A 23,965-nucleotide genomic window follows, 5' to 3' on the forward strand; every position below is an offset into this window, starting at 1 on the left:
CGTCCTGACCAATCATTGCGTACTTTACGGTTTCAGGCTCGCAAAGTACGCGCTTGCCTTTTTTAGGAATTCAATCTCCCGCTTGCGCAAATCAAGCTCTTTATGAGCGGCTTTGAGTTGACGCTCTAATGTTTGATAGTCTTGGCGACTTGGGCTTTGGCCTTTGGTTGAGGCAGCTTTAGGATTCTTCATGGTTTCATAAATCCAGTTCGTTAATGTACCGTAGTTTATACCCAAATCTCGAGCCAATTCCGCGTAACTCAGCTCTCCTGATAATGCTAAACTCACTGCCTCAGCTTTGAATGAGTCATCGTAACGATTGCGTTGCATTTGACACCTCTCTTTTTACGTTAAAAGGTGTCCGTCAATTCGAGGGCAGATCAACTTGACCTAAACCAACTCGCTAAGTCTATCGTTGAACAGGCAACGGGTGATGTTACGCCTAAAAAAGATGATGAGAAAAAGAAAACCGCTCAAAAAGAGCGGTTGGATAAATCAAAAAATCAATCTTCCTCTAAGTCCAATGTATAGTTTTCATTAAATTTTGGATGAGCAACATCAACGTGATTATAAAATTCTTCTTTTGTTTTACTAATTTTAAGAAGCGATACAATAGAAGCAAGATGCTCTCTTAGTTTTGGATGTCCAATATCACTTGAAAGCCACTGATGTAACTTCCCTTTTTTCTCTGCTTTTGATGCGGCTTTTTTTAGCTCAGGTAAAATCTCTGGTGCAAGACGAGAATAAATTACATTGTTTGTAATCCTCCCAAAATAAGCTGGTCTCCACTGTGGGCGCTTATCTTTTGGAGGATATTCATATCCATATAGCCTAAACAATCCCTTGTAATACTCAGGAGGGAATGTTTTTAAATATGGCTGTAGTTCTGAAGCTACAAACATTTCCAATATCTTTGCTAAAGCGTCTTTTTCTCTTTCATCTTGATATCCTGTTGCTTCATCAACTAAAGCAGTAATACCTATGATGGCAAAGCCTTTGAATAGGATATAAGCCTTTTCAGCAGTTTCTTTTTGAGTATCTTTAAGAGCACCATCTTTAAGCGCCGTTATCCAAACATCACAAACCTCGGGCAATACATTTGCATTGATACCTTTATAGACCTCTCCATCAAGCCCAATATAAGAAATCGGCGCTAACAATTTTTCCTCTAATTCCCTTGATATATAAGGCTTTAAGTAATTTGCAGATACAAATTCAGGCAAAATCGGCGCCAATTCTTCCTTTTTCTTTTTCCAGTAAGCTCCACCGCCTTTCCTACCTAAAACCAATGCTACGCTACGTTCTACAAGTACCCTATCTCCATTGCTTAATACTGCACATGAAATAGAAGTATCACCTATTTTTAACTCCCCCTTATGTGTCGCTCTAGGCATTTCTCTTTTTGTACGTTTCGCTTCAACCATTTTCATAGCTTTTTCATGTTTTTGTTCATCTGTCATTTTTTCAGCAAGTGCTTTGCCGCCCTTGGCTTTACCTGTAATTTCATGATTCATATAAATTCCCCTAAAGTTAATTGCAATTATAATAATACACGCATTTAAAATAAATGCAAGTACTAACTTGAAAAATATGAAATTGCATGTATAATTCAAACTTAATCATTAATAAAGACATCTAACATGAATATCTTACCAATCGAAAAGCGCGTACAAATTATTCAATTGTTGGTTGAGGGTAACTCAATGCGTTCTGTTGAGCGCATTGTTGGTTGTTCAATTAATACAGTCACAAAGTTACTCGTTGAGGTTGGGCAGGCGTGTGCAGAATATCAAGACAAAGTAATGCGTAACTTAAACTGCAAGCGCGTTCAGTGCGATGAGATTTGGAGCTTCGTTTATGCTAAAGAGCGCAATGTGCCTGTTGAATTAAAGGGCGTGTTTGGCTATGGTGGCGTTTACACACGGACTGCGATAGATGCAGATACAAAACTAATCCTTAGCTGGTTTGTCGGTACTCGTGGCTCAGAAAGCGCACATGCTTTTATCAGTGATTTAGCAGACCGCATGGCTCTAACCGTGTGCAATTAACTACAGACGGGCACAAGGCATATTTAGAAGCAGTAGAACAAGCATTTCATGGCGATATTGACTATGCAATGCTTGTTAAGCTGTACGGCAACAACCAAAAAGAAGACCAACGTAAATACAGCCTTTCAAAATTTAAAGGCGCAGTTCAAGGCGTGGTATCGGGCAATCCTGAAAAAGAGCACGTAAGCACCAGCTTTGTTGAGCGTCAAAATTGACTATGCGTATGCACATGCGCCGATTCACTCGCTTAACAAATGGCTTTAGCAAGAAAGTTGATAATCACATGAACGCAGTAAGTCTGCACTTCATGTATTATAACTTCGCAAAAATACATAAAACCTTGCGTGTTACGCCTGCAATGGAGGCTGGTATTAGTGACCACGTTTGGAGTATTGAGGAAATTGTGCGGTTAGTTCCTGAGCCTGTCGCTAAAAAACGCGGTTCGTATAAGAAAAAATAAAATAGCTGATGGGCTTACCTACTCTTAACCTTGCTTATGAGCACAGAAAGGTGGTGAGGCTTATGGCATCAACAAAAGATGGTCGTAAATTTGTGCGCATTCCACCGCACACAAAAGAAGTCAACGGCAAAAAAGTAAAAGTCCGAGGACATGCGCGTTCAACACGCTCGAAGTGTAAATAACCCGTAACTAACCAATGATAAGCCCATCAGCTATTTTATTTCTTAATAAATTTCAAACTGAGACACTACCGACAAAACACAAAGATTGACTTGTATTTTTCTTCGTGGCACTATCGAGCGGTTTATTCACACAAACACTTTTAAACAAAATTAAAGTAAAAAAGCTATCAAAAAAGGAATTTAAAATGCTTAAAAAAGACAGACCTATTAATCATCTTGATAAATTAGAGCAATCATTTTTAATCAGCACACCCATTGTTTTGGCCCTTATTGGATGCGGGTATCTGATTAATCCTCTTTTTTACCCGCATATTTTTGAATTTAGCTTTAACAACATCAACGCAAACAACATATACAGAGCAGTTGGCGCGTTGTATTTGAGTTTTTGTGTATTTTGGTTGATGTCAACCAAAATACCATCTTGGCGCATGACTGCAATTTTGAGCATTGGCACCCTCATGTCAGGTTTAGCGGTCGGCCGACTGATTAGCTTGACCATAGATGGCGTCCCACACTGGTTGATTTTAATTTTTTTAGTGGGGGAAGTTTTGACTGCCGCGGTTGCATTTGTGATTTACAAATTAAAGTATTCAAGCATGTAATCTTATATGAGTTTTACTCGAACCACGGGTTGAAAAAGGTAGAAAAAATTAACGCCATCTTGCAAATACGAGATGGCGTTAATTTATTGGTGTAAAGGGGCTTATCCTGTACAACGATGAGTTAGATACAAATTAAGGTTCAATTTGTGAGTTCAAAGTTGAAATGGTACTTTTGTATGCATTCGCAATACAGTCAAGGTCTGTGCCGCAATTGTTTCTATTTTTCAACCATGATTTCATCATGGCGTTAAATCGGCTTGGGTCACTCGTAAAAAAGCGAGCCGAACGTGCTGCATTATCAAGCTTCATATCCAATTGAGCCAATTCTTTATTGTCTTTGGCATCACAAATCGCAGCCTCAGTCGGAATCACTGCCTTTGCGCAATCAAAAGAAGGCTTACCTGTATTGAGAGCCTCTGCCTCTTGACGGCAACTATTAATGCTGGCTTGAGCAGCTAAAGTGACATTTTGTTGCGAATGCGCTTTGGTTGGCATGTCTTCTTGCCACTCAACCCAAACATTATACCGCTTCAAATACAGCCCCATTTTGTCAGCGGCACAATCACGATATGTAGCCGAACTGCCCGCTGAAATAGCATCCAGGGCTTTTTTAACATCATCGTCAGACAAACGAGCAGCTGCAAGGCGCTTTTTGTACTCTTCCTCATCTTCTGCCTGCATTTTTGCCATTTGTTTTTCTTCTTCTTTATGGGCACGGTCATCTGTTTTTTTCAACCAAAACAAAAATCCAAAAACCGAAATCAACACCAAAACAATACTTAAGAAAATATAGAAGCCTGTTTTACTTTTGGTTGGCATTTGAATGATTTGCACAGGCTGAGTCGTTGTCGCATGTTGGGGTTTCTCTTGCACATCTGCCACCATTGCGACCAATGCACTGCCATCATCCGCGCAAAAGTTTTGATCATTGTTATATTGTTTATGGCACACTGGGCACTGCTTCATTTTTCCTCCGATATTTAAAAACAAAATTTAAAAAAATTATAAACATTGCGGCTAATTTATATGCTCAATTGAAGCCAAAATCAACCCAAGTTGGTCAAATGTATTTCAAACCAAAAATTCAGCAAAGCGAGCAATTCTCACGCATTTTGATTTATTTCACAAGCTCGCCGCCAGCCGTTTTGATGGGAATGGTAATAAAGCCACTGTATGGCATCGGTTTTAGCATCGCAATTTGTGCCTCAGTCATGGCAATGTCACCGCGTAATGTAATGCCCATCACGTCAGTAATCTTCACATCAATCATTTGACCAATCAAGCGTGAGCGCGCACCTGTTGGCACTTTAAAATTAACAATTCGATTATTTTCAACGCGACCAAACAACTCAGATGGGTCTCGTGTCGATAACCCCTCAACCAATACTTTCTCTGTTGTACCCACCATTTGATGACTGACTTGTTTGGCATAATCATTAATTTCAGCTTGTAATCGCTGCAAACGTGCATGCTTAACGTCATAGGGCGTATCATCAGCCAAGTCAGCAGCAGGCGTGCCAGGACGCGCACTGTAAATAAACGAAAAACTCATGTCAAACTTGACTGAATCAATTAAGCGCATGGTGTCTTCAAAATCCTCATCGGTCTCTCCAGGAAAGCCGATGATAAAGTCAGACGACATCGCCAAATTTGGACGAATGGCACGCACGCGCTTGATGATATCGAGGTATTTTTCAGCCGTGTAATTGCGTTTCATCGCCGTTAAGATGCGGTTTGAACCCGACTGCACGGGCAAATGCAAGTGGTTAACCAATTGCGGTACTTTTTCATACACCGAGATAAGACGGTCGCTAAAATCATTGGGATGACTGGTGGTGAATCGAATGCGTTCTATGCCTGGAATATGTGCCATGGTTTCAAGTAGCATGGCGAAATCAGCCACCTCGGATGTATTGCCCATTGTGCCCATATAGCCATTGACATTTTGTCCGAGTAAATTAATTTCTTTTACGCCTTGGTCGGCAAGGTCGGCAACTTCGGTCAAAACATCGTCAAATGGGCGAGAAACCTCCTCTCCGCGAGTGTATGGCACGATGCAAAAACTACAATACTTTGAGCATCCTTCCATAATCGACACGTAAGCAGTCGATTTTTCGACTCGCGGCGGCGGCAGATGGTCAAATTTTTCAATTTCAACGAAATCAATATCAACCTGCGACTTACCCGTGCTGGCACGTTTAGCCAGCAAAGTGGGCAAGCGATGTAATGTTTGAGGCCCAAAAACCAGGTCGACATAAGGCGCTCGAGCGACAATATTTTGCCCTTCTTGGCTCGCCACACATCCACCGACACCAATGATGAGGTCTGGTTTTTTATTTTTGAGTTTACGGATACGACCCAAGTCTGAAAATACTTTTTCTTGAGCTTTTTCACGGATGGAGCATGTGTTGAGTAAAACCACGTCAGCTTCGTCAATATTTTCGGTTTTAATATAGCCGTTTTTATCACGCAAAACATCATGCATTTTATCGGTGTCATACTCGTTCATTTGACAGCCGAAGGTTTTAATGTAAACTTTTTTCATATTTTCTCGTCGAGGCAGGTTTATAACTGGGGACGAAAGGCGGTATGCCTTTTGTAGAGCCCATGATTATAACCTGAATCGAGCCCACCCCAATCATTTGAAGACAAACCGAATCGCAAAATTGCGGCACTTTCGCAACGTCCGCATAAAAAATAAAATGCAACTCTTGACTTACCTATCTTCAAGTAGATAGAATGTTCGCCATGACTAAGATGACCTCATCCACTTCAAAAGCCATTGATCATCGCAGCAAGATTTTGCAAGTCGCGATGCGCTTGGCACGAACACGCGGTTTTAATGCATTCAGCTACCGCGACATTCAAGCTGAGGTGGGTATCAAAACCGCCAGTATTCATTACCACTTTCCCACAAAAAAAGATTTGGGGTTGGCATTGATGACGCAGTACATTCAAGAAAATGAGCAATTGTTAGCCGACATTGCACAATCCAATCAAAGTTATTTAGCGCAATTTCGCGCGTATACCCAGTTGTTTGGTAAGGACGATGATAGCGTGCAAGAGTTGTGCTTGGCAGGCATGTTAGCGAGCGATGTTGACACATTAACCACAGAGCTAGAAACCCTCATTCAAAAATTTTTTGTTCAATCCGAAGCTTGGCTCACCGCCCTGTTCACCGCAGGTCAACAATCTGGCGAATTCAAATCAACTTTTGAACCGTCTTCAATAGCTCGGCTGGCCGTGGATGCACTTGAAGGCGCGCTCAGTACTGCACGCGTTTTTCACAAGCCACAACGTCCGATGCAAGTGGCTCAAGCATTGGAAGCCTTACTCATTTAAATTTCTATTTTTTGAAAGCTGCTTTAATTTAACCTTAAAAACTACCTATGCATAGATATACAAAATACATTAGGACATTTAACACCACCATGCGTTTCAATCAGTTTTTTATGTCTAACAAGATCAAAAAACAATCAAAAAATATTCAATCACGCACAACTTAAATTTTAAGACGTGCATTTCAAACCCAAGCCTATCAAGCACTTGCAGCATAGGTCTTATATAAAGGAAGTCACATGAAAATTGGTATCTTAGGATTCGGCTCAGTCGGTCAAAAATTAGCGAAGCTGTTTGCTGATGCAGGGCACGAAGTAAGTATTGGCCTACGCAATAATGCCGATGCACAAAACAACTCTGCGTATCGCTTTGGTAGCTTTGCCGAAGTAGCCGCCAACGTTGATGCTTTAGCATTGGCGATTCCATACAAAGCCAGCCTTGACGCACTTAATAACTTGGCTTCTGCTTTAGAAGATAAAATCATTATAGACAACACGAATCCTTTAAATGACGACTGGTCGCCACTGCTCTTAGGGCAAGAAAACTCAGCGGGCGAGACCATTCAAGCTGCCTTACCTAAGTCTCACGTCGTCAAAGCTTTTAACACCATTTTTGCCGATGTGATGCAAAAAGAAGCACACAGCCGCAATGGTCAAAACATCACGGCTTTCATCGCGGGAAACAATGATGAAGCAAAAAATACAGTCATGGAGTTGGCTCAAGCAGTAGGCTTCTCTCCTTTAGATACGGGTGATATAAGCAGCAGTCGCTATTTAGAAGCGATGGCGCATTTGAACATCCGTATCGCTGTGCCTTTGGGTGGCGGGACCAATGCTGCCTTTTTGTATCATCAAGCGTAATTTGGACTGATTACTCAAAGTCCGATTTAAATTTAATTTTTATCACAAGGAAATATCATGTTTAAGAAAATACTCGCCACAATGTTATTGGTTGTTGCCACTTCTTTTGCGCATGCAGAAGAAATCCATAAATTTGACCAAGTGGATTGGAAACCCGCAGGAATAAAAGGGGTTGACATGGTCATTTTATGGGGCAAAGAATCGGATAACTCAGCCGTTTATGCTTTTAAAATTCAGCCAGGTGTCTCCATCCCTGCACACATCCACTCAAATGACTATTGGGGTGTCGCTGTACAAGGAAAATGGATTCATATCGACGCCAATGGCAAAAAAGTCATTTCAGACCAAAATTCATTTGTGCGCGTGCATGGCAACGATGTACATGCCGATAGCTGCGTTGGCCCTAAGGCGTGCATCAATATCGTAGATTTTGACGGCGCACGCGATTTAACATTCGCAAACGCATCAAAGAAGTAACATCTGATATAAGAATCCATCGTGCAATAGATTCAAGAAAAATAAAAAACCGCAAAACATTTTTTGCGGTTTTTTTTCAACTGAGACAACTCAAGTGAGACAACGGTGATTTTATTTTGACACAATGTCGCCGTGCTCGTTAATCAGTAACGTACCATCCTCTTTACTAAAAGGTGCTTTCTGAGGCAAAGGTAAAACATCGAGTACAGCTTCAGATGGACGACATAATTTTGTGCCCCACGGCGTGACGACTATCGGCCGTTCAATGAGAATCGGATGCACCCGCATCAATCCAATCAACTCTTCATCCGTCCATTTATCATCAGCCAAGTTAAGCTCATCGTACAATTTTTCTTTTCGCCGCATAATCTCCCGAGCATTTAGGTTCATATTTGACAAAAGCCCTTTAAGCGTTGATTCGCTGGGTGGCGTGTCTAAATAATGAACAATGGTCGGCTCAACCCCTGCGTTACGAATCAATGCGAGAGTATTTCGAGAAGTGCCACATTTGGGATTGTGATAAATGGTAATCGAAGTCATAAAAAAGCCATATCAGTAAATTAATCAAAAAAATCAAAGCCTCAACAGCTGAAATTTTCAAGAGTTTTCATCATAAGTCACTAATGCACAATATGTGGAGCAAGCAGACGAAATACGGGGATATCAACGATGAAAGGCACACCTGCTTCATCGACCCCATAATATTCACCATGCATAGTGCCAAACGGCGTTGATAAGGGGCAAGTGCTGCTGTACTCAAAAGTTTCATTCACCGCAATAAGAGGCTGAAGTCCGACCACACCATCGCCTCGCACCTCGCGTGTCACGCCAAAACCATCGGTAATAATCCAGTGACGAGACAAGAGCTGTACGGGTCTGTCGCCTTTATTCGTGATTTGAATGGTGTACACAAACACATAAACATCATTAGACACATCTGACTGCTTTGACCAAAAAGCAGTGTCAACTTTGATTTTAAGCATGATTTGCCTCGTTGAAACTTCACATCTCCCCATCAGCCATGCGCTTTAGTGCTTGGATTGTAACATGATTTTTTGAAATGAAACATGAGTTAAGTCTTTGATAAAAATGATTTTTTCATCAAATATTTCACAACACATCAGAATTTCTCCCAAGAAAACCCAATCGAAGCATAGTAAAATGCGGCATCTAAACACAACCTTCAAGGACAACCATGACCTTCCGTATATCTCCCTCTCTGCTTTCAGCCGATTTTGCTAAGTTAGGCGAAGAAGTGAGCAATGTTTTAGCCGCAGGCGCGGACTGGATTCACTTCGACGTGATGGACAATCACTATGTGCCCAATCTAACTTTTGGTCCGATGATTTTAGAGGCCATCAAGCCATACGCAGGCAATGCCGTAATGGATGTGCATTTAATGGTTGAGCCTGTGGACGCCCTGATTAGCAGTTTTGCTAAAGCAGGGGCGAATATGATTACATTTCATCCTGAAGCTTCTCGTCACGTTGACCGCAGTTTGTCATTGATTAAGGATTTGGGATGTCAAGCGGGTTTAGTGCTCAACCCAGCCACACCGCTCAACGTGCTTGAACACGTCATGGACAAACTGGACATGATTTTGTTGATGTCCGTCAACCCAGGCTTTGGCGGTCAATCCTTCATCCCTGAAACCTTAAATAAAACCAGCGCAGCAAGAGCACGCATTGATGCGCACGTTGCAGCAGGCGGTCAAAATATTTTGCTAGAAATCGATGGTGGGGTTAAAGTGGATAATATCCGTGAAATCGCTCAAGCAGGTGCGGACACTTTCGTCGCAGGTTCTGCCATTTTTAATGCGCCCGACTACGCAGCGGTTATTGCGCACATGCGTGCCGAACTCGCACGGGTGTAGCCCCACAACCGATGCGTCGATGAAAAGAATACGCTTGTTTCTTTAGCCTTGACCGCTCCCGCCAAAAAAAACGTCGCACTTAATGTGCGACGTTTTTCTAGCATAAATCATGCAACCATCACCCAGCCATTGTCATTAAACTGGCGTTCCCACCCGCAGCGGTTGTATTCACACAAAGTGCACGCTCTGCCACCAAGCGCCATAATGGAATAAGTTTGTTTTCATCAGTCGTCATGATTTGCACCAAGCCGCCCGTGTCACTCGAACGCGATGCCAACCGCTGACGCAACTCCCGTGCTGTGGATACGTCCAACAACGCCATGTCAATCGGTGCCGTCTCAAGTTGCTCAACTTTTAACGCTATCATCGCTTTTTTCAAACTTGCGGGTAAGCCTTTCGGCAACAACGCCATCGTCTCTTCAAGCATTAACACCTGATTACCCGTCGCCCATACCGCGGCCAACTGATGCAATAGCACGTCAACCGAGATTGCACCACACAGAACTTGACCGCGTGCAGTAAATGACAAGGTGTTGCGCTCACCTGTTGGGCCTGGCAACTCAATTTTAACGCCATGCAGCGTATGGCTCACATAACTCTGAACCGTCTGCAACAAGTTTTCATGCCCATGCGTAGACGCCCAATCCAATAAAACATGAACCAATGGCGAATCCAGTTTTTTTGCATCATCGCCACGTAAGGTCGCAGCCTGCACATCCGTCACACCTTGCAAGCGACGAATATACAAAGGTCCGCCCGCTTTAGGTCCTGTCCCAGATTTGCCCTCACCACCAAATGGCTGTACGCCGACGACTGCACCAACGATATTACGATTCACATAAATATTACCCACATGGGCATTCGCACTGACATAATCTTGCGTTTCATCAATCCGCGTGTGCACGCCCAAAGTTAAACCATAACCCGTGGCATTCAAATCCTGAATCAGTTGCGGCAACTCATCGCGCTCATAACTTAAAACATGCAATACAGGTCCAAACACCTCACGGCTTAAATCACTCAAGCGGCTGATTTCAATCACCGTTGGTGGTACAAACGTGCCATTGTCACATGAAGCGGGCAAAGGCAGTTTTTTGACTTGATGCCCCTTCTCGCGCATTTGCTCAATGTACCGTAATAAATGACTTTGCGCCTCAGCATCAATCACAGGCCCCACATCCGTCGCTAAACAATCAGGAGAACCAACCCGCAGTTCGTTCAAAGCACCATGCAGCATCTCAAGGGTTTTTTCGGCAATATCTTTTTGTAAACACAATACGCGTAACGCCGAACAACGCTGCCCCGCTGAATCAAAAGCAGACACCAGTACGTCTGTCACCACTTGTTCGGGCAGTGCTGAACTGTCCATGATGAGTGCGTTTTGTCCACCCGTCTCCGCAATTAAAGCAATGTCCGTGCCTTCATTGTCAGTCCGTGTACTCAAATTGCGATGAATAATATTAGCCACCTCCGTTGAACCTGTAAAAATAACCCCTTTCACACGCGAGTCGTTCACCAAAGTTGAACCAACGGTCTCACCACGACCTGGTAAAAATTGTAAAACGTCATGTGGCACGCCCGCTTCGTGCAACAACTGCACCGCACGATAAGCAATGAGAGGGGTTTGTTCGGCAGGTTTAGCCAAAACGGTATTTCCTGCCGCCAATGATGCGGCAACTTCACCGATAAAAATGGCCAAAGGGAAGTTCCACGGCGAAATGCACACCACCGCGCCCAAGCCCTGATGATGTTGTGCATCATCTTTAACCTGTACACCATAGTAGCGCAAGAAATCAACCGCTTCACGAATCTCAGCAACCGCGTTGGGTAAAGACTTACCCGCCTCGCGCACGGCCAGCATGATGAATTCAATCGCATTCTTTTCTAAAGCATCCGCAGCATGTTGCAAAATCACAGCACGCTGTTCAGGAATAGTTTTGCGCCATTTACTGGCGGCCGCATCGGCAATATTTAAAGCGCGCGCCACATCATCCATTGTCGCTTCAACCACTTGTCCCACAATATCATTGTGCCGTGCTGGGTTGACCACTTGGATGGCTGCACCCGTACTGCGCGTATCATCGCCCAAAATCGGCTCGGCCTGCCATTGCCGATGTGCATTCGCCGCAAAGTGTGCACTTAACTCACGCAATGTGTTTTCATTGGAAAAATCCATCCCCATCGAATTGAGCCGCTCGTTGCCAAACATATGGCGCGGCAAAACAATAGCAGGATTCGGCGTAGCACCCAAAGCACGTGCTGTATCGACTGGATCGGCAATCAACTTGTCAATCGAAATACTTTCATCAACAATTTGATTGACAAATGATGAGTTCGCACCATTCTCCAGCAATCGACGAACAAGATAAGCCAGTAAAGTCACATGAGAACCAACAGGCGCGTAAATACGGCAAATTTTATTTAAATTATCCGCACCGACCACTTGGTCATATAACGTTTCGCCCATCCCATGTAAACATTGAAACTCATAATCGCTCACCTGACTCGCTTGAGCCCACGTGTAAATAGTAGCGACGCTGTGCGCGTTGTGGGTGGCAAATTGAGGATAAATATAATCTGCGGCTGCCAACAATTTTTGAGCACACGCCAAATACGACACGTCTGTATATACCTTGCGCGTGTACACTGGATAACCTGCCATGCCATCCATTTGCGCACGTTTAATTTCCGCATCCCAATATGCGCCTTTGACCAAGCGCACCATAAAACGCATACCCGAACGCTTCGATAAATCAACTAAAAAATCAATGACAAACGGACAACGCTTTTGATACGCTTGCACGACAAAACCAAGCCCCTCAAAGCCTGATAAATCCTTATCAAACGCCAAGGCTTCCATCAAATCCAGTGATAACTCAAGACGGTCCGTTTCTTCCGCATCAATATTCAAGCCAATGTTATAGCTTTTGGCCATCAACAATAAGGCTTTGAGACGGGGCAATAACTCTGTCATCACCCGCTCGCGTTGGGCACGAGAATAGCGCGGATGCAAAGCCGACAGCTTGACCGAAATGCCAGGGCCGTTTTTGATGCCTCGTCCATTTGATGCTTTACCAATCGCATGAATGGCCGCTTCATAAGCCTGATAGTATTTATCAGCGTCATCCATTGTTAAAGCGGCTTCTCCGAGCATGTCATACGAGTATTGATAGCCTCGTTTTTCGTTTTCAATGCTATTGTCAATCGCTTCTTTAATGGTTTGCCCCGTGACAAATTGCTTACCCAGCATGCGCATCGCCACATCAACCCCTTTACGAATAAGCGGCTCACCGCCCTTGGCGATTAACTTGCTTAAAGCCGCACTTAGCCCTTTTTCGCTTGAGGTATGCACCAACTTGCCAGTGATAACCAGTCCCCACGTTGCGGCATTAACAAACATAGACGGCGATTCACCGAGATGTTTACGCCAATCACCTTTACTGATTTTATCGGCAATCAAGCGATCTGCGGTGGCCGAGTCTGGAATGCGTAACAAAGCCTCGGCCAAACACATCAAAGCCACGCCTTCGTCAGAGGATAAAGAAAATTCATGCATCAACGCATCAACGCCCGATGCACGGGTGCGTTGCGAGCGAACATTGCTCACCAGTTGTTTGGCCAACTGTTCAGCCTGTGATTGTTGCGTGGCATCGCGTTGAATCTGACCGAGCAACCAATTCACCGCTTCTTGCTCATCACGACGATACGCAGCAGTAATCGCGGCACGCAAAGGTATGGGTGCGGGTAAAACATCTTTGACAAAATTTGAAAAAGGTACAGCTTCAACAGGATTTGAGAAGGTCATGGTTATCTCCTAAACGCTCAGGCATTTGTTATCTATATCTTTCGCTGTTTTTCTCATCTTCACAGCGAAACTTAATAAATTCAATAAAAAATCAAAATAAATTGGGTTCGATTGTATTGAGTTTTCACCAACATTTAATATGATTATTCACTTCAGTATCAATATTTTATTTTTAGATTTAGAATATAGGCAAATTTAATTTTAAAAGGATTTTAACCGTGTTAGACAAAATTAATAAAAAAATCCTCGCTGCATTACAAGAAGATGGACGCATCAGCAATGTTGAGTTGGCTAATAAAGTTAATCTTTCACCAGCGGCGTGCCTTGAACGTGTACGCCGTTTAAATGAAGCGGGCTATATTATTGGCTACACCGCTCTACTCGACCCTGAGCGATTAAACGTGTCTTTGATGATTTTTATTGAAGTCTTGCTTGATCGCACCACCCCCGAAGTATTTGAGGAGTTTAAACGCAGTGTGCAAAAAATTCCTGAAATCATGGAATGCCATATGGTCGCAGGCGGATTTGATTACCTTCTAAAAATTCGAGTCAAAGACATGAACGCTTATCGAGAGTTTCATGGCAAAACATTAACACAGCTCAAAGGTCTACGCGAAACACGCACGTATGCGGTGATGGATGAAGTCAAGAGTGGCACGCGATTACCTATTATTTGGTAAAAATTGGCAAAAGCGTGGCACTATAAATCACAACTGCGAAACATCACTTAAATCACCTAACTAAAAGCAACCGCCTTTTAAGAGCAAGCTGTTTTTTCTGCCCCATTAAAGCAAGCCAACGAACTCAAACACATCAACATGTAAAACCAGAAAAAAAGACCTACTTTTATGTATATTCACACCCATTCAATCTTATAAATTTCACAGCCCGACGCAACGCAAACCTGCAAATTACGTTATGATGTCGCCAATGTGTGAAAGCCTCTAAACAATTTAGATGCATAAACCAACTCTTGTTTTCATCGCTTTAAACCCCAATTCAATTACCCATATTCTCATCATAAGACTTAAGGAATTTACATGCCTTTTCATCAAGACCCACAAAGTTTAGGCCTTATCCCAATGGTGGTTGAACAAACCAGCCGTGGTGAACGTTCATTTGACATCTACTCGCGTTTGTTAAAAGAACGCGTGATTTTCTTAGTCGGTGGCGTAAACGACGAAAGTGCCAATCTCGTCATTGCACAAATGTTGTACTTAGAAAGTGAAAACCCTGAAAAAGACATTCATCTGTACATCAACTCACCAGGTGGCTCGGTCTCGGCAGGTTTAGGTATTTATGACACAATGAACTTCATTAAACCCGACGTTTCGACCATGTGTATTGGCATGGCCGCCAGCATGGGGGCGTTTTTGTTGTCATCGGGTGCAAAAGGTAAACGCTACGCCCTCCCCAACTCGCGGGTTATGATTCATCAACCTTCGGGTGGCGCACAAGGCATGGCCTCTGACATCGAAATCCGTGCTCGCGAAATTTTATTATTGCGTGCACAACTGAATCAAATCATGTCGGCCAACACAGGACAACCGCTTGAGCGTATCGAACGCGACACAGACCGCGACACCTTCTTCTCAGCAGAACAATCACTTGAATACGGGCTCGTTGACCGAATTTTGACCAGCCGTGACGCACTGTAATCGTATAAAAGTAATAAAGGACATGGCATGACAGACAAATCCACCCCAACCAAAGTGACTGAATGTTCGTTCTGCGGCAAAAGCCAAGAAGAGGCGAATAAGCTCATTGAAGGTTTGAACGGTCACATTTGTGACGAGTGCATCGCATTGTGTGGTCAAATTTTAGATGCAGAAGCGTTCAAAGATGACGACGAACTGAAAGCAGAATCGAGCAGTTTGCCAACACCCGAAGAAATTTTAAACAAACTCAACGACTACGTGATTGGACAAAACGATGCCAAACGCGTGCTCGCTGTTGCCGTTTACAATCATTACAAACGCCTTCGCCATTTGAAAAAACGCAAAAAAACCGATGTCGAACTCTCGAAAAGTAATATTTTGCTCATCGGTCCAACGGGTTCTGGTAAAACACTGCTCGCACAAACTTTAGCACGCCTACTCAATGTCCCATTCGTCATGGCGGATGCGACCACGTTGACCGAAGCGGGCTATGTGGGCGAAGACGTCGAAAACATTGTGCAAAAATTGTTACAAAACTGTAATTACGATGTCGAAAAAGCTCAACAGGGGATTATTTATATCGACGAAATCGATAAAATCTCTCGTAAATCAGACAATCCGTCCATCACCCGTGATGTCTCAGGCGAAGGTGTACAACAAGCATTGCTCAAATTGATTGAAGGCACAGTTGCTTCTATTCCCCCGCAAGGCGGTCGAAAGCACCCAAACCAAGACTTCATTCAAGTAAACACAACAAACATCTTGTTTATTTGTGGCGGCGCGTTTGATGGACTTGATAAAGTCATTGCTCATCGCTCACAAAAAGGCGGCATGGGCTTTAACGCATCTGTCCACAAAAAAGAAGAGAAAAACGCAGGTGAACTGCTCGCCGAGGTAGAAACTGAAGACTTAATTAAGTTTGGCCTCATTCCCGAGTTGATTGGACGTTTGCCTGTGATTGCCAAATTGGGAAATCTTGACGAAGCCGCCTTAGTAAACATTTTGACTCAACCTAAAAATGCTTTAGTCAAACAATATTCCGCCCTCTTGGACATGGAAGATGTTGAATTGGAGTTCACTGAAAAAGCCTTAGTTGCCATCGCCAAAAAAGCTTTGCAACGCAAAACGGGCGCGCGTGGTTTACGCGCAATCGTTGAAGAGGCGTTACTTGACACAATGTTTAAACTACCGTCACAACAAAACATTGCTAAAGTCATTGTTGATGAAACAACGGTCACTGAAAACAAAGAACCCAAACTGGTTCCTTTGACAAAAGAAGCTAAAGCCAAAAAAGCAGCGTCTGCCGCAGCAGCCTCTCCTTTGCATTCGCTCGCTTCTTAAAAAGCCAGTAGTCATCACGTAGTCAATAAAAAACGACGCTTTAAGCGTCGTTTTTTTATGTGAGATTGATTTATTTAAAACTCAAATTAATAAACCAACCAAACGCCAAACTCTTATTTCACACGTGAACGGTATTCATTCGTGCGCGTATCAATTTCAATTTTATCGCCGGTATCAACAAACAAAGGCACTTGAATTTCATAACCTGTTGCCAACTTAGCTGACTTCAATACACGTCCAGATGACGTATCACCTTTCACCGCTGGTTCTGTGTAAGTCACTTCACGCACAATGGTTGTTTCCAACTCAACTGAAATTGGACGCTCTTGGTAAAAGACCACATCACACGCCATACCATCTTCAAGGTAATTCAACGCATCACCCATGCTCTCGGCTTCAATATCGTATTGGTTGTAGTCTTCGTCCATGAAAACATACATTGGGTCTGCAAAATACGAATAGTTAACACGTTTTTTGTCAAGCACCACGACATCAAACTTGTCATCCGCGCTGTAAACTGCTTCTGCGCCCGCGCCCGTTAAAAGGTCTTTCATTTTCATTTTAATAACAGCACCTGAACGACCTGAACGGCTGTATTCCGTTTTTAAAACCACTTTGGCGGCACCATCCAACATAAATACATTACCAACGCGTAATTCTTGAGCAATTTTCATCTAAACACCTTAAATAAATACGGTAAACATAAAAATTTACTTTTATTTTTTACTATTACCGTGGTTCGAATTTGAGTTTTTTATCAGAACAAATCTGACAATTAGAGCACAATCAATAATATGGTCAAACGTTTCGATGTTCGACATACCACAAAAATGCTAAAAATAAACGCGCCATTATAGCCAATTTTAAGTATTCACGCCAGTATCTGAATGACTTTGCCGCACTTGTCTCGTGAGCTGTTGTGCCAAATCATCAAAACGAGCCAAGTCTTGAGTATATCGTTGAGCATGCTGTTTTAAAAGTGGCAACTGCGTACATAACCGCGTCCAAGCCTCGCCCAAGTTGAACGTTGAGTCCCCGTTCCAAGCCAATTGAACATCCTGCCACGCTTCGGTCGCTTCCGAACTTTGACCATCACACAAACGATAACGCTCAACAAAAGCCTTGAGTTTTGTAAAATGCACACCGTCATCTTGAGGGTAAATCTGCCAAACAAATGGTTTGGCAGCCCAAATCGCACGGATAAAAGAATCCTCACCACGTACAAAATTCACATCGGCCGCCCACAGCAACCTATCAAACATATTTTGTCGCACCATCGGCAACTCTCGAATACTCAAGTTGCCCCAACCTGCAACAGGCTGCCCAAGTTGCGCACATGCTGCTCGCATCGCACGCGCCGCTTTACCACTGGTAACCGCAAGTTGCACGGACTTGTCGCCTTGAGCAACCAAGGGTAACCATTGTGTCAAAGGCATATGGTCATAACCAAATAACACGACCTTTAACGCCCCTTCGATTTGTACAAACCCTGTCAAATGCGCCCAGTCATCGTTCAGAGCTTGATTGCGAAGCGTAAACAAATCACGCTCACGCAACAGCCCTCCTGTTTTTTCACTAAAACCTGGGAAAAAGAATGTTTTTTTCAGTCCATTGCTTTGTGGTGATTGCATCGCATGGCAATCATCTACCCATTGTTCCGCACTTAAGTATTCTAAATTGAACCAATGAGGCGCAATACCCGTTCGATTTTTAACCTTCAGCATTTGGGCAATATAGCCTTCTGGTAGCGCGCACGCGAATGCTTGAATCAAGACCTGAGCTGGAGTAATTTTCGTCCAATCTTGACTTGGTAGCCATGCACACACCTGAATATTGTCTACAAGTTGCAAATCAAGTTTTTCATCCACCCCCGTCCAGATACTCGCCAATGCCGCCACATCATCAAGCCACACGCGTACTTGAACGCCGTACTCTTCAGTCAACTGCCGTGCCAAACGCCAAGTGACACCAATGTCGCCATAATTATCAATGACGCTACAAAAAATATCCCATTGTTGTTTCATAACAGCCCAAAGCTAAATTAATCAAACTCACGTAAAATAACGGTTTATTTTTTTGATGACCACAGATTGGCCACACATGAACCACGATACTTTACACCGCATTCTATTTCAAAACGCACCCGTCAAAGGTGAGCTGGTGCAACTACCAAGCACTTGGCAATGTTTACTCAGCACCAATCGAAAACGCCATTATCCAGTAGTTGTAGAGCGGCTGCTCGGCGAAATGTTGGCCGCCAGTGTGTTGTTATCGGCCAATTTAAAATTTGATGGCAGCTTAATCATGCAAATACACGGTGATGGCCCCATTCAACTTTTGGTCACAGAATGCCGAGCAGACTTAACCGTCCGCGCAATGGCGAAGTTACGCGACGATGCTGTATGCAATGACGATTTGACGTTAAAACAACTGATTAACGTCAACAACCAAGCACGCTTTGCCATCACGCTTGACCCAAATGACAAACAACCAGGGCAACAACCTTACCAAGGCATTGTGCCACTGGAAGGCGACACTATCGCTGAAGTGCTGATGCACTACATGCGCACCTCCGAGCAACTCGATACCCACATCCAACTGGCCTCCAGCCACGAATCTTGCGCGGGCTTGCTGCTACAAAAGCTGCCCCTGCATGGTGGCAACAACACCGATGAAAACGCGCACACATGGGATGAGCTCAACCACATCGCCCTAACACTATCAAACGAAGAATTACTAAACACACCAAGCGAAACCATACTTCATCAACTGTTTTGGCAATATCCCATTGAGCAACACACCACCCAAGATTGTCAATTTGGCTGCACCTGCTCGCCTGCTAAGGTCAGCAATATGCTGACCATGCTGGGCGAAGAAGAGGCTTTGAGTATGGTCGAGCAAGCTCAGGTTGAAGTGGCATGCGATTTTTGTGGGCAAGAATACATTTTGAGCGAAGCCCAAGTCCGTCAGCTATTCACAACACCCAATGCTGCACACAATGCCTCTCAGCAACTTCATTGAATGAAAAAGCATGGGATGAAAAAACAGGTTAAACCGTTTATTTAAACAAAAAAACGCCCTGCAAAAAGCAGGGCATTTTTACATTCAATCCGATACTCCGCCTCACATCCGCGGTACAACGACACCCGTCTGACCTTGGTATTTACCACCACGGTCTTTATAAGACGTTTCGCACACTTCATCCGACTCAAAAAACAAAACCTGTGCGCAGCCTTCGTTGGCATAAATAATCGCGGGCAATGGTGTTGTATTTGAAAATTCCAGCGTCACATAGCCTTCCCACTCGGGTTCAAACGGTGTGACATTGACAATGATGCCGCAACGCGCATAAGTCGATTTGCCCAAGCACACCGTCAAGACACTGCGTGGAATACGAAAGTACTCAACCGTGCGGGCCAGTACAAAAGAATTAGGAGGGATGATGCACGTATCGCCAACATGTTCAACAAAGCATTTTGGGTCAAAGTTTTTTGGGTCAACGATGCTGTTATTAACATTGGTGAAAATTTTAAACTCGTTGGCGCAACGAATATCATAGCCATAACTCGAAGTGCCGTAACTGATGATGCGCTGACCATCCACTTGGCGGATTTGGCCGGGTTCAAAAGGTTCTATCATGCCATGCTGTTCGCACTGTTGGCGTATCCACTTATCTGCTTTGATGCTCACGGTTTCACCCCATCATTAGTTAATCGTTGAAAAATCAAGCACGCATTGTAGCAGTTTCAACCGCACAAAGCACCCCAAAGCATTCAAAGGACTCACGCAAAGGGCTTTAAAGCCCTTATAATGTCGCTTTGTTTACGAAGTCATCACCATGTACGCACTCCTCCGCCCTATTTTGTTCCAGCTCGATGCTGAAAAAGCCCATCATCTGACCTTTAACTTGGCACAGCGTGCCCTTTCGCTGGGTTTGTTGCCTCAAGTACAAACGCCCAGTTCACCGAAAACCGTCATGGGCATCACGTTCCCGAATCGGGTTGGGCTGGCCGCAGGTTTGGATAAAAACGGGCAATACATTGATATTTTGGCTCGATTTGGCTTTGGCTTTATCGAAATTGGAACCATCACGCCTCGCGCGCAAGCGGGCAATCCAACGCCGCGATTATTTCGCCTGCCCAAAGCGAACGGCATCATCAACCGCATGGGATTTAACAACGACGGTGTGGATGCGCTTTTAAGTAACGTGTCGCGCAGCTCGTTTGTCCAAAATGGTGGCATCTTGGGCATCAACATCGGTAAAAATGCAGACACACCCATCGAAAATGCGGTCGATGATTATTTAATTGGTTTGTCAAAAGTATACGCGCACGCCCATTACATCACCGTCAATATTTCTTCGCCCAACACCAAAAACTTGCGTGACCTGCAACAACAAGATGCCTTGAACAGTTTATTGGCACAATTGCGTCAAAGCCAACTTCAATTGGCGGACGCGCACCAAAAATACGTACCAATGGTCTTAAAAATCGCGCCAGACATGGATGATGAACAAATCGCCACCACGGCGGAATTGCTCAAACTTCATCAAATTGATGGCGTTATCGCCACCAATACGACTTTGGACAAAAGCAGCGTGGCTCATTTGCCTCACGGCGATGAAATGGGCGGCTTAAGCGGCGAACCTGTGCGCGCAAAATCAACCGAAATGATTAAAAAACTGCATGCGCATCTGGACAACCAAGTCCCCATCATTGGCGTTGGCGGCATCTTTAGCGCGAAAGATGCGGATGAAAAAATCGCCGCAGGTGCGCAACTGATTCAAGTGTACAGCGGCTTAATTTATAAAGGCCCTGCGCTGGTTCGTGAGTGCGTCTAAGTACTTACTGGGCACTTTCACTCTGGGTTAAATCAAAAAAAGCCGATGAATACACATCGGCTTTTTTACAAGAACAAGACCTTAATACCTTTTTAAGCAGCTTTAAACCACCGCTTTAAACCGCTCGCCAGCGATAACCAACACCACGAATGGTCTCTAAATAACTTTCGGCACCGAAACGCTGCAAAATTTTTCGCAAGCGCAACACATGCACATCAACCGTCCGCTCCTCGATGTACACATGGTCACCCCAAACTAAATCAAGCAATTGTGTCCGTGAAAAAGTTTTATTGTGATGCGTCAATAAAAACTTCAACAACTTAAATTCAGTCTTACCCAAGGTTTCAACGACAGAACCCTTTGTCAAGGTGTGGTCATCGTCGTTTAAAGTACACCCCGCAAATTCGAAGACTTGTGCAACATGTTGGGGGGCCGCGCGACGCAAGACATTATTAATGCGAGCGACCAATTCTTTGGGGCTAAAGGGTTTGGTGACATAATCGTCAGCACCTCCCTCTAAACCTTTGAGTTTATCGGCTTCTTGCGCACGAGCGGTCAGCATGATGATGGGCAAGTGGCGAGTTCTTTGATTGTCGCGCAATTGGCGCATCCACAGCACGCCTTCGCCATCTGGCAGCATCCAATCAAGCACCACCACATCGGGTAATATTTTGTTGACATGATGACGGGCATCGCTCAAATTTTTCATCCAAACTACTGAAAAGCCGACTCGCGTTAATGCGAAACGCAATAATTCCGCAATGTCTTCCTCGTCCTCAACAACCAGAACCACGGGCTGAATATTCACAATATCTCTCTCTTGTATTAAAGAAATGTCATTAACAAACCATGTTCACACAAATTCACACGAAGTTTAGGGGGGGGGGGCACGAAACGGGTTTCACAAAACGCCTACCCAAGCTTTTTAAGAATGATGGGCATAGCGCACATCTTCACCTTCGATAATATAAATCGCATTCTCCGCAATGTTTTCAGCGTGGTCTCCCGCGCGTTCAATTGCTTTAGCCACCCACAAATCATCCAATGCAGCACTAATTGTACGCGGGTCTTCCATCATGAATGTAATCAGTTGACGCACACTGGCGGAGTAATGCTGGTCGAGTTCCATATCAGTAGCAAAAATTTGACGCACTTCCGAAGTGTCTTCGCGTGCAAATGCGTCTAATGCTTGGCGTAACATTGTACCTGCTAAATCTGCTGATTGAAAAATCGTATGGACGCGGGGCAAAAAACCACGGCGGCTGGGGTCGCTTTTAAGTGCCATTTGCGCAATTTTTGAGGCTTCATCGCCAATCCGCTCCAAGTCAGAAACAGTACGAATCATGCCCAATAACATGCGCAAATCACTCGCTGCAGGTTGACGCAAGGCGATGATTTGAGAACACATGTGGTCAATATTGAGGTGCTCCTGATTCACTTCTTTTTCAACTGCGAGCACATGCTCGGCTAAAGCGTTGTCGCTTTCGCTAAAAGCCAAAACAGCCTGGCGAAGTTGGGATTCGACCTTGCCCCCCATTTTCATGACTGCACTGCGCAAGTCTTCTAACTCCGCTTGATAAATTGTTGAAGTATGTTGTTGGCTCATCGTCTTTCCTTCATTCGCTGTAATCTTTGATGTTAAAACCCGTGAAAAATCAGTGTGATTGTGTTCTAAATTTATCTGACTTAACCAAAACGTCCTGTGATGTAATCTTCTGTTTCTTGTCGCGCAGGCTTTATAAACATTTGCCGCGTTTCACCAAACTCAATTAATTCACCTAAATACATGTAAGCAGTGTAATCAGAACAACGTGCCGCTTGTTGCATATTGTGCGTCACAATCACCACGGTATAGTCTTCTTTCAACTCAGTAATCAACTCTTCCACTTTTGTGGTTGAAATCGGATCCAAAGCGGAGCACGGCTCGTCCATCAACAACACTTCAGGCTTAACCGCAATGGCGCGGGCAATACACAAACGCTGTTGTTGCCCACCAGATAGACCGTTGCCACTTTGATGCAATTTGTCTTTGACCTCTGTCCACAAGGCCGCTTTAGTTAAAGCCCATTCAACGCGCTCGTTCATTTCGCCTTTTGATAATTTTTCAAACAAGCGCACACCAAAGGCAATGTTTTCATAAATACTCATTGGAAAAGGCGTGGGTTTCTGAAAAACCATGCCTATTTTTGCACGTAAAATCGACACATCTATTTTAGACGTCAGGATGTTTTCACCAGAAAACATAATCTCGCCTTCCGCGCGTTGCTCGGGATACAGCTCAAACATCCGATTAAGGGTACGCAGCAACGTCGACTTACCGCAGCCTGATGGCCCAATAAAAGCCGTCACTTTATTTTTAGGAATGGTTAAATTGATGTCTTTAAGGGCTTTAAAGTTGCCGTAAAAAAAGTTCAGGTGATTCACCGCCAACTGAGGCGTGTCTAATTGTAAATTCGAAGTCGAAGCCATTATAAATTCCT

The 23,965-nt window shown here is 44.0% G+C and carries 23 protein-coding genes and 1 pseudogene; 11 read left to right on the forward strand and 13 right to left on the reverse strand.

Annotated elements, in window-relative coordinates; translation table 11 throughout:
• Window positions 1-24: 24 nt before the first annotated feature.
• Entirely contained in the window at window positions 25-330 is a 306-nt protein-coding gene (locus DFR44_RS04910; RefSeq protein ID WP_133619639.1) for a transposase, read from the reverse strand.
• 173 nt (window positions 331-503) lie between these two features.
• On the reverse strand, window positions 504-1,514 hold the full coding sequence (locus DFR44_RS04915) for a P63C domain-containing protein (protein WP_133619641.1): 1,011 nt from the start codon (window positions 1,512-1,514) through the stop codon (window positions 504-506).
• Window positions 1,515-1,640: 126 nt separating this feature from the next.
• Between DFR44_RS04915 and DFR44_RS04920 the strand changes: the two are divergent.
• Together DFR44_RS04920 and DFR44_RS04925 are read left to right on the forward strand one after the other, a co-directional pair.
• Window positions 1,641-2,508 (forward strand): annotated as a pseudogene (locus DFR44_RS04920) (IS1 family transposase).
• Between the two features lie 367 nt (window positions 2,509-2,875).
• Window positions 2,876-3,292 carry a DUF4345 domain-containing protein gene (locus DFR44_RS04925; protein WP_133619643.1) on the forward strand — a complete coding sequence of 139 codons (417 nt, stop codon included), beginning with the start codon at window positions 2,876-2,878 and terminating at the stop codon, window positions 3,290-3,292.
• 132 nt (window positions 3,293-3,424) lie between these two features.
• Here the strand turns inward: DFR44_RS04925 and DFR44_RS04930 are convergent, their stop codons facing one another.
• Window positions 3,425-4,258: a lysozyme inhibitor LprI family protein gene (locus DFR44_RS04930; protein WP_133619645.1), complete on the reverse strand. Its 834-nt coding sequence runs from the start codon at window positions 4,256-4,258 to the stop codon at window positions 3,425-3,427.
• Between the two features lie 151 nt (window positions 4,259-4,409).
• Window positions 4,410-5,837, reverse strand: coding sequence for a tRNA (N6-isopentenyl adenosine(37)-C2)-methylthiotransferase MiaB (miaB, locus tag DFR44_RS04935; RefSeq protein ID WP_133619647.1), 1,428 nt, complete (start codon window positions 5,835-5,837; stop codon window positions 4,410-4,412).
• A 203-nt stretch (window positions 5,838-6,040) separates the two neighbouring features.
• On the opposite strand from miaB, the gene DFR44_RS04940 reads away from it, so the two are divergent.
• The 3 genes from DFR44_RS04940 to DFR44_RS04950 all read left to right on the forward strand — a co-directional run bounded on the left by DFR44_RS04940 (window position 6,041) and on the right by DFR44_RS04950 (window position 7,968).
• Window positions 6,041-6,634, forward strand: coding sequence for a TetR/AcrR family transcriptional regulator (locus tag DFR44_RS04940; RefSeq protein ID WP_162845167.1), 594 nt, complete (start codon window positions 6,041-6,043; stop codon window positions 6,632-6,634).
• A gap of 236 nt (window positions 6,635-6,870) precedes the next feature.
• Entirely contained in the window at window positions 6,871-7,491 is a 621-nt protein-coding gene (locus tag DFR44_RS04945; RefSeq protein WP_133619651.1) for an NADPH-dependent F420 reductase, read from the forward strand.
• Window positions 7,492-7,548: 57 nt separating this feature from the next.
• Entirely contained in the window at window positions 7,549-7,968 is a 420-nt protein-coding gene (locus tag DFR44_RS04950) for a cupin domain-containing protein (protein ID WP_133619653.1), read from the forward strand.
• Window positions 7,969-8,079: 111 nt separating this feature from the next.
• On the opposite strand, the gene arsC is transcribed toward DFR44_RS04950, so the two are convergent.
• Together arsC and apaG are read right to left on the reverse strand one after the other, a co-directional pair.
• Window positions 8,080-8,508, reverse strand: a complete 429-nt coding sequence (arsC, locus tag DFR44_RS04955) for an arsenate reductase (glutaredoxin) (RefSeq protein ID WP_133619656.1) — start codon at window positions 8,506-8,508, stop codon at window positions 8,080-8,082.
• An 80-nt stretch (window positions 8,509-8,588) separates the two neighbouring features.
• Entirely contained in the window at window positions 8,589-8,951 is a 363-nt protein-coding gene (gene apaG / locus DFR44_RS04960; protein ID WP_133619658.1) for a Co2+/Mg2+ efflux protein ApaG, read from the reverse strand.
• Window positions 8,952-9,163: 212 nt separating this feature from the next.
• On the opposite strand from apaG, the gene rpe reads away from it, so the two are divergent.
• On the forward strand, window positions 9,164-9,841 hold the full coding sequence (gene rpe, locus DFR44_RS04965; protein WP_133619660.1) for a ribulose-phosphate 3-epimerase: 678 nt from the start codon (window positions 9,164-9,166) through the stop codon (window positions 9,839-9,841).
• Between the two features lie 118 nt (window positions 9,842-9,959).
• On the opposite strand, the gene putA is transcribed toward rpe, so the two are convergent.
• The gene (gene putA, locus DFR44_RS04970) at window positions 9,960-13,646 is read right to left on the reverse strand and encodes a trifunctional transcriptional regulator/proline dehydrogenase/L-glutamate gamma-semialdehyde dehydrogenase (protein ID WP_133619662.1); all 3,687 of its coding nucleotides are present in this window, start codon (window positions 13,644-13,646) and stop codon (window positions 9,960-9,962) included.
• Window positions 13,647-13,864: 218 nt separating this feature from the next.
• On the opposite strand from putA, the gene DFR44_RS04975 reads away from it, so the two are divergent.
• The 3 genes from DFR44_RS04975 to clpX all read left to right on the forward strand — a co-directional run bounded on the left by DFR44_RS04975 (window position 13,865) and on the right by clpX (window position 16,645).
• On the forward strand, window positions 13,865-14,326 hold the full coding sequence (locus tag DFR44_RS04975) for an Lrp/AsnC ligand binding domain-containing protein (protein WP_133619664.1): 462 nt from the start codon (window positions 13,865-13,867) through the stop codon (window positions 14,324-14,326).
• Window positions 14,327-14,686: 360 nt separating this feature from the next.
• Window positions 14,687-15,304: an ATP-dependent Clp endopeptidase proteolytic subunit ClpP gene (clpP, locus tag DFR44_RS04980; protein WP_133619666.1), complete on the forward strand. Its 618-nt coding sequence runs from the start codon at window positions 14,687-14,689 to the stop codon at window positions 15,302-15,304.
• 27 nt (window positions 15,305-15,331) lie between these two features.
• Window positions 15,332-16,645, forward strand: a complete 1,314-nt coding sequence (clpX, locus tag DFR44_RS04985; protein ID WP_133619668.1) for an ATP-dependent Clp protease ATP-binding subunit ClpX — start codon at window positions 15,332-15,334, stop codon at window positions 16,643-16,645.
• A gap of 113 nt (window positions 16,646-16,758) precedes the next feature.
• Here the strand turns inward: clpX and efp are convergent, their stop codons facing one another.
• Both efp and earP read right to left on the reverse strand, forming a co-directional pair.
• Entirely contained in the window at window positions 16,759-17,319 is a 561-nt protein-coding gene (gene efp, locus DFR44_RS04990; protein WP_133619670.1) for an elongation factor P, read from the reverse strand.
• Window positions 17,320-17,508: 189 nt separating this feature from the next.
• A complete protein-coding gene (gene earP / locus DFR44_RS04995) occupies window positions 17,509-18,669 on the reverse strand; it encodes an elongation factor P maturation arginine rhamnosyltransferase EarP (RefSeq protein WP_133619672.1) in 1,161 nt (386 codons plus the stop codon).
• Between the two features lie 55 nt (window positions 18,670-18,724).
• Here earP and hslO point away from each other — a divergent pair, with 55 nt between their 5' ends.
• A complete protein-coding gene (gene hslO / locus DFR44_RS05000; RefSeq protein WP_133619674.1) occupies window positions 18,725-19,666 on the forward strand; it encodes an Hsp33 family molecular chaperone HslO in 942 nt (313 codons plus the stop codon).
• A 102-nt stretch (window positions 19,667-19,768) separates the two neighbouring features.
• Here hslO and dcd read toward each other — a convergent pair whose 3' ends face one another.
• On the reverse strand, window positions 19,769-20,335 hold the full coding sequence (dcd, locus tag DFR44_RS05005; RefSeq protein WP_133619676.1) for a dCTP deaminase: 567 nt from the start codon (window positions 20,333-20,335) through the stop codon (window positions 19,769-19,771).
• Window positions 20,336-20,483: 148 nt separating this feature from the next.
• On the opposite strand from dcd, the gene DFR44_RS05010 reads away from it, so the two are divergent.
• Window positions 20,484-21,485 (forward strand): quinone-dependent dihydroorotate dehydrogenase, encoded by a 1,002-nt coding sequence (locus tag DFR44_RS05010; RefSeq protein WP_133619678.1) that lies wholly within the window; start codon window positions 20,484-20,486, stop codon window positions 21,483-21,485.
• Between the two features lie 115 nt (window positions 21,486-21,600).
• Here the strand turns inward: DFR44_RS05010 and DFR44_RS05015 are convergent, their stop codons facing one another.
• The 3 genes from DFR44_RS05015 to pstB all read right to left on the reverse strand — a co-directional run bounded on the left by DFR44_RS05015 (window position 21,601) and on the right by pstB (window position 23,954).
• Window positions 21,601-22,287, reverse strand: coding sequence for a response regulator (locus DFR44_RS05015; protein WP_133619831.1), 687 nt, complete (start codon window positions 22,285-22,287; stop codon window positions 21,601-21,603).
• Window positions 22,288-22,410: 123 nt separating this feature from the next.
• The gene (phoU, locus tag DFR44_RS05020) at window positions 22,411-23,091 is read right to left on the reverse strand and encodes a phosphate signaling complex protein PhoU (RefSeq protein ID WP_133619680.1); all 681 of its coding nucleotides are present in this window, start codon (window positions 23,089-23,091) and stop codon (window positions 22,411-22,413) included.
• An 80-nt stretch (window positions 23,092-23,171) separates the two neighbouring features.
• Entirely contained in the window at window positions 23,172-23,954 is a 783-nt protein-coding gene (gene pstB / locus DFR44_RS05025; RefSeq protein ID WP_133619683.1) for a phosphate ABC transporter ATP-binding protein PstB, read from the reverse strand.
• Window positions 23,955-23,965: the final 11 nt, after the last annotated feature.

The organism is Hydromonas duriensis (genome assembly GCF_004363775.1).
Taxonomy (GTDB): domain Bacteria; phylum Pseudomonadota; class Gammaproteobacteria; order Burkholderiales; family Burkholderiaceae; genus Hydromonas; species Hydromonas duriensis.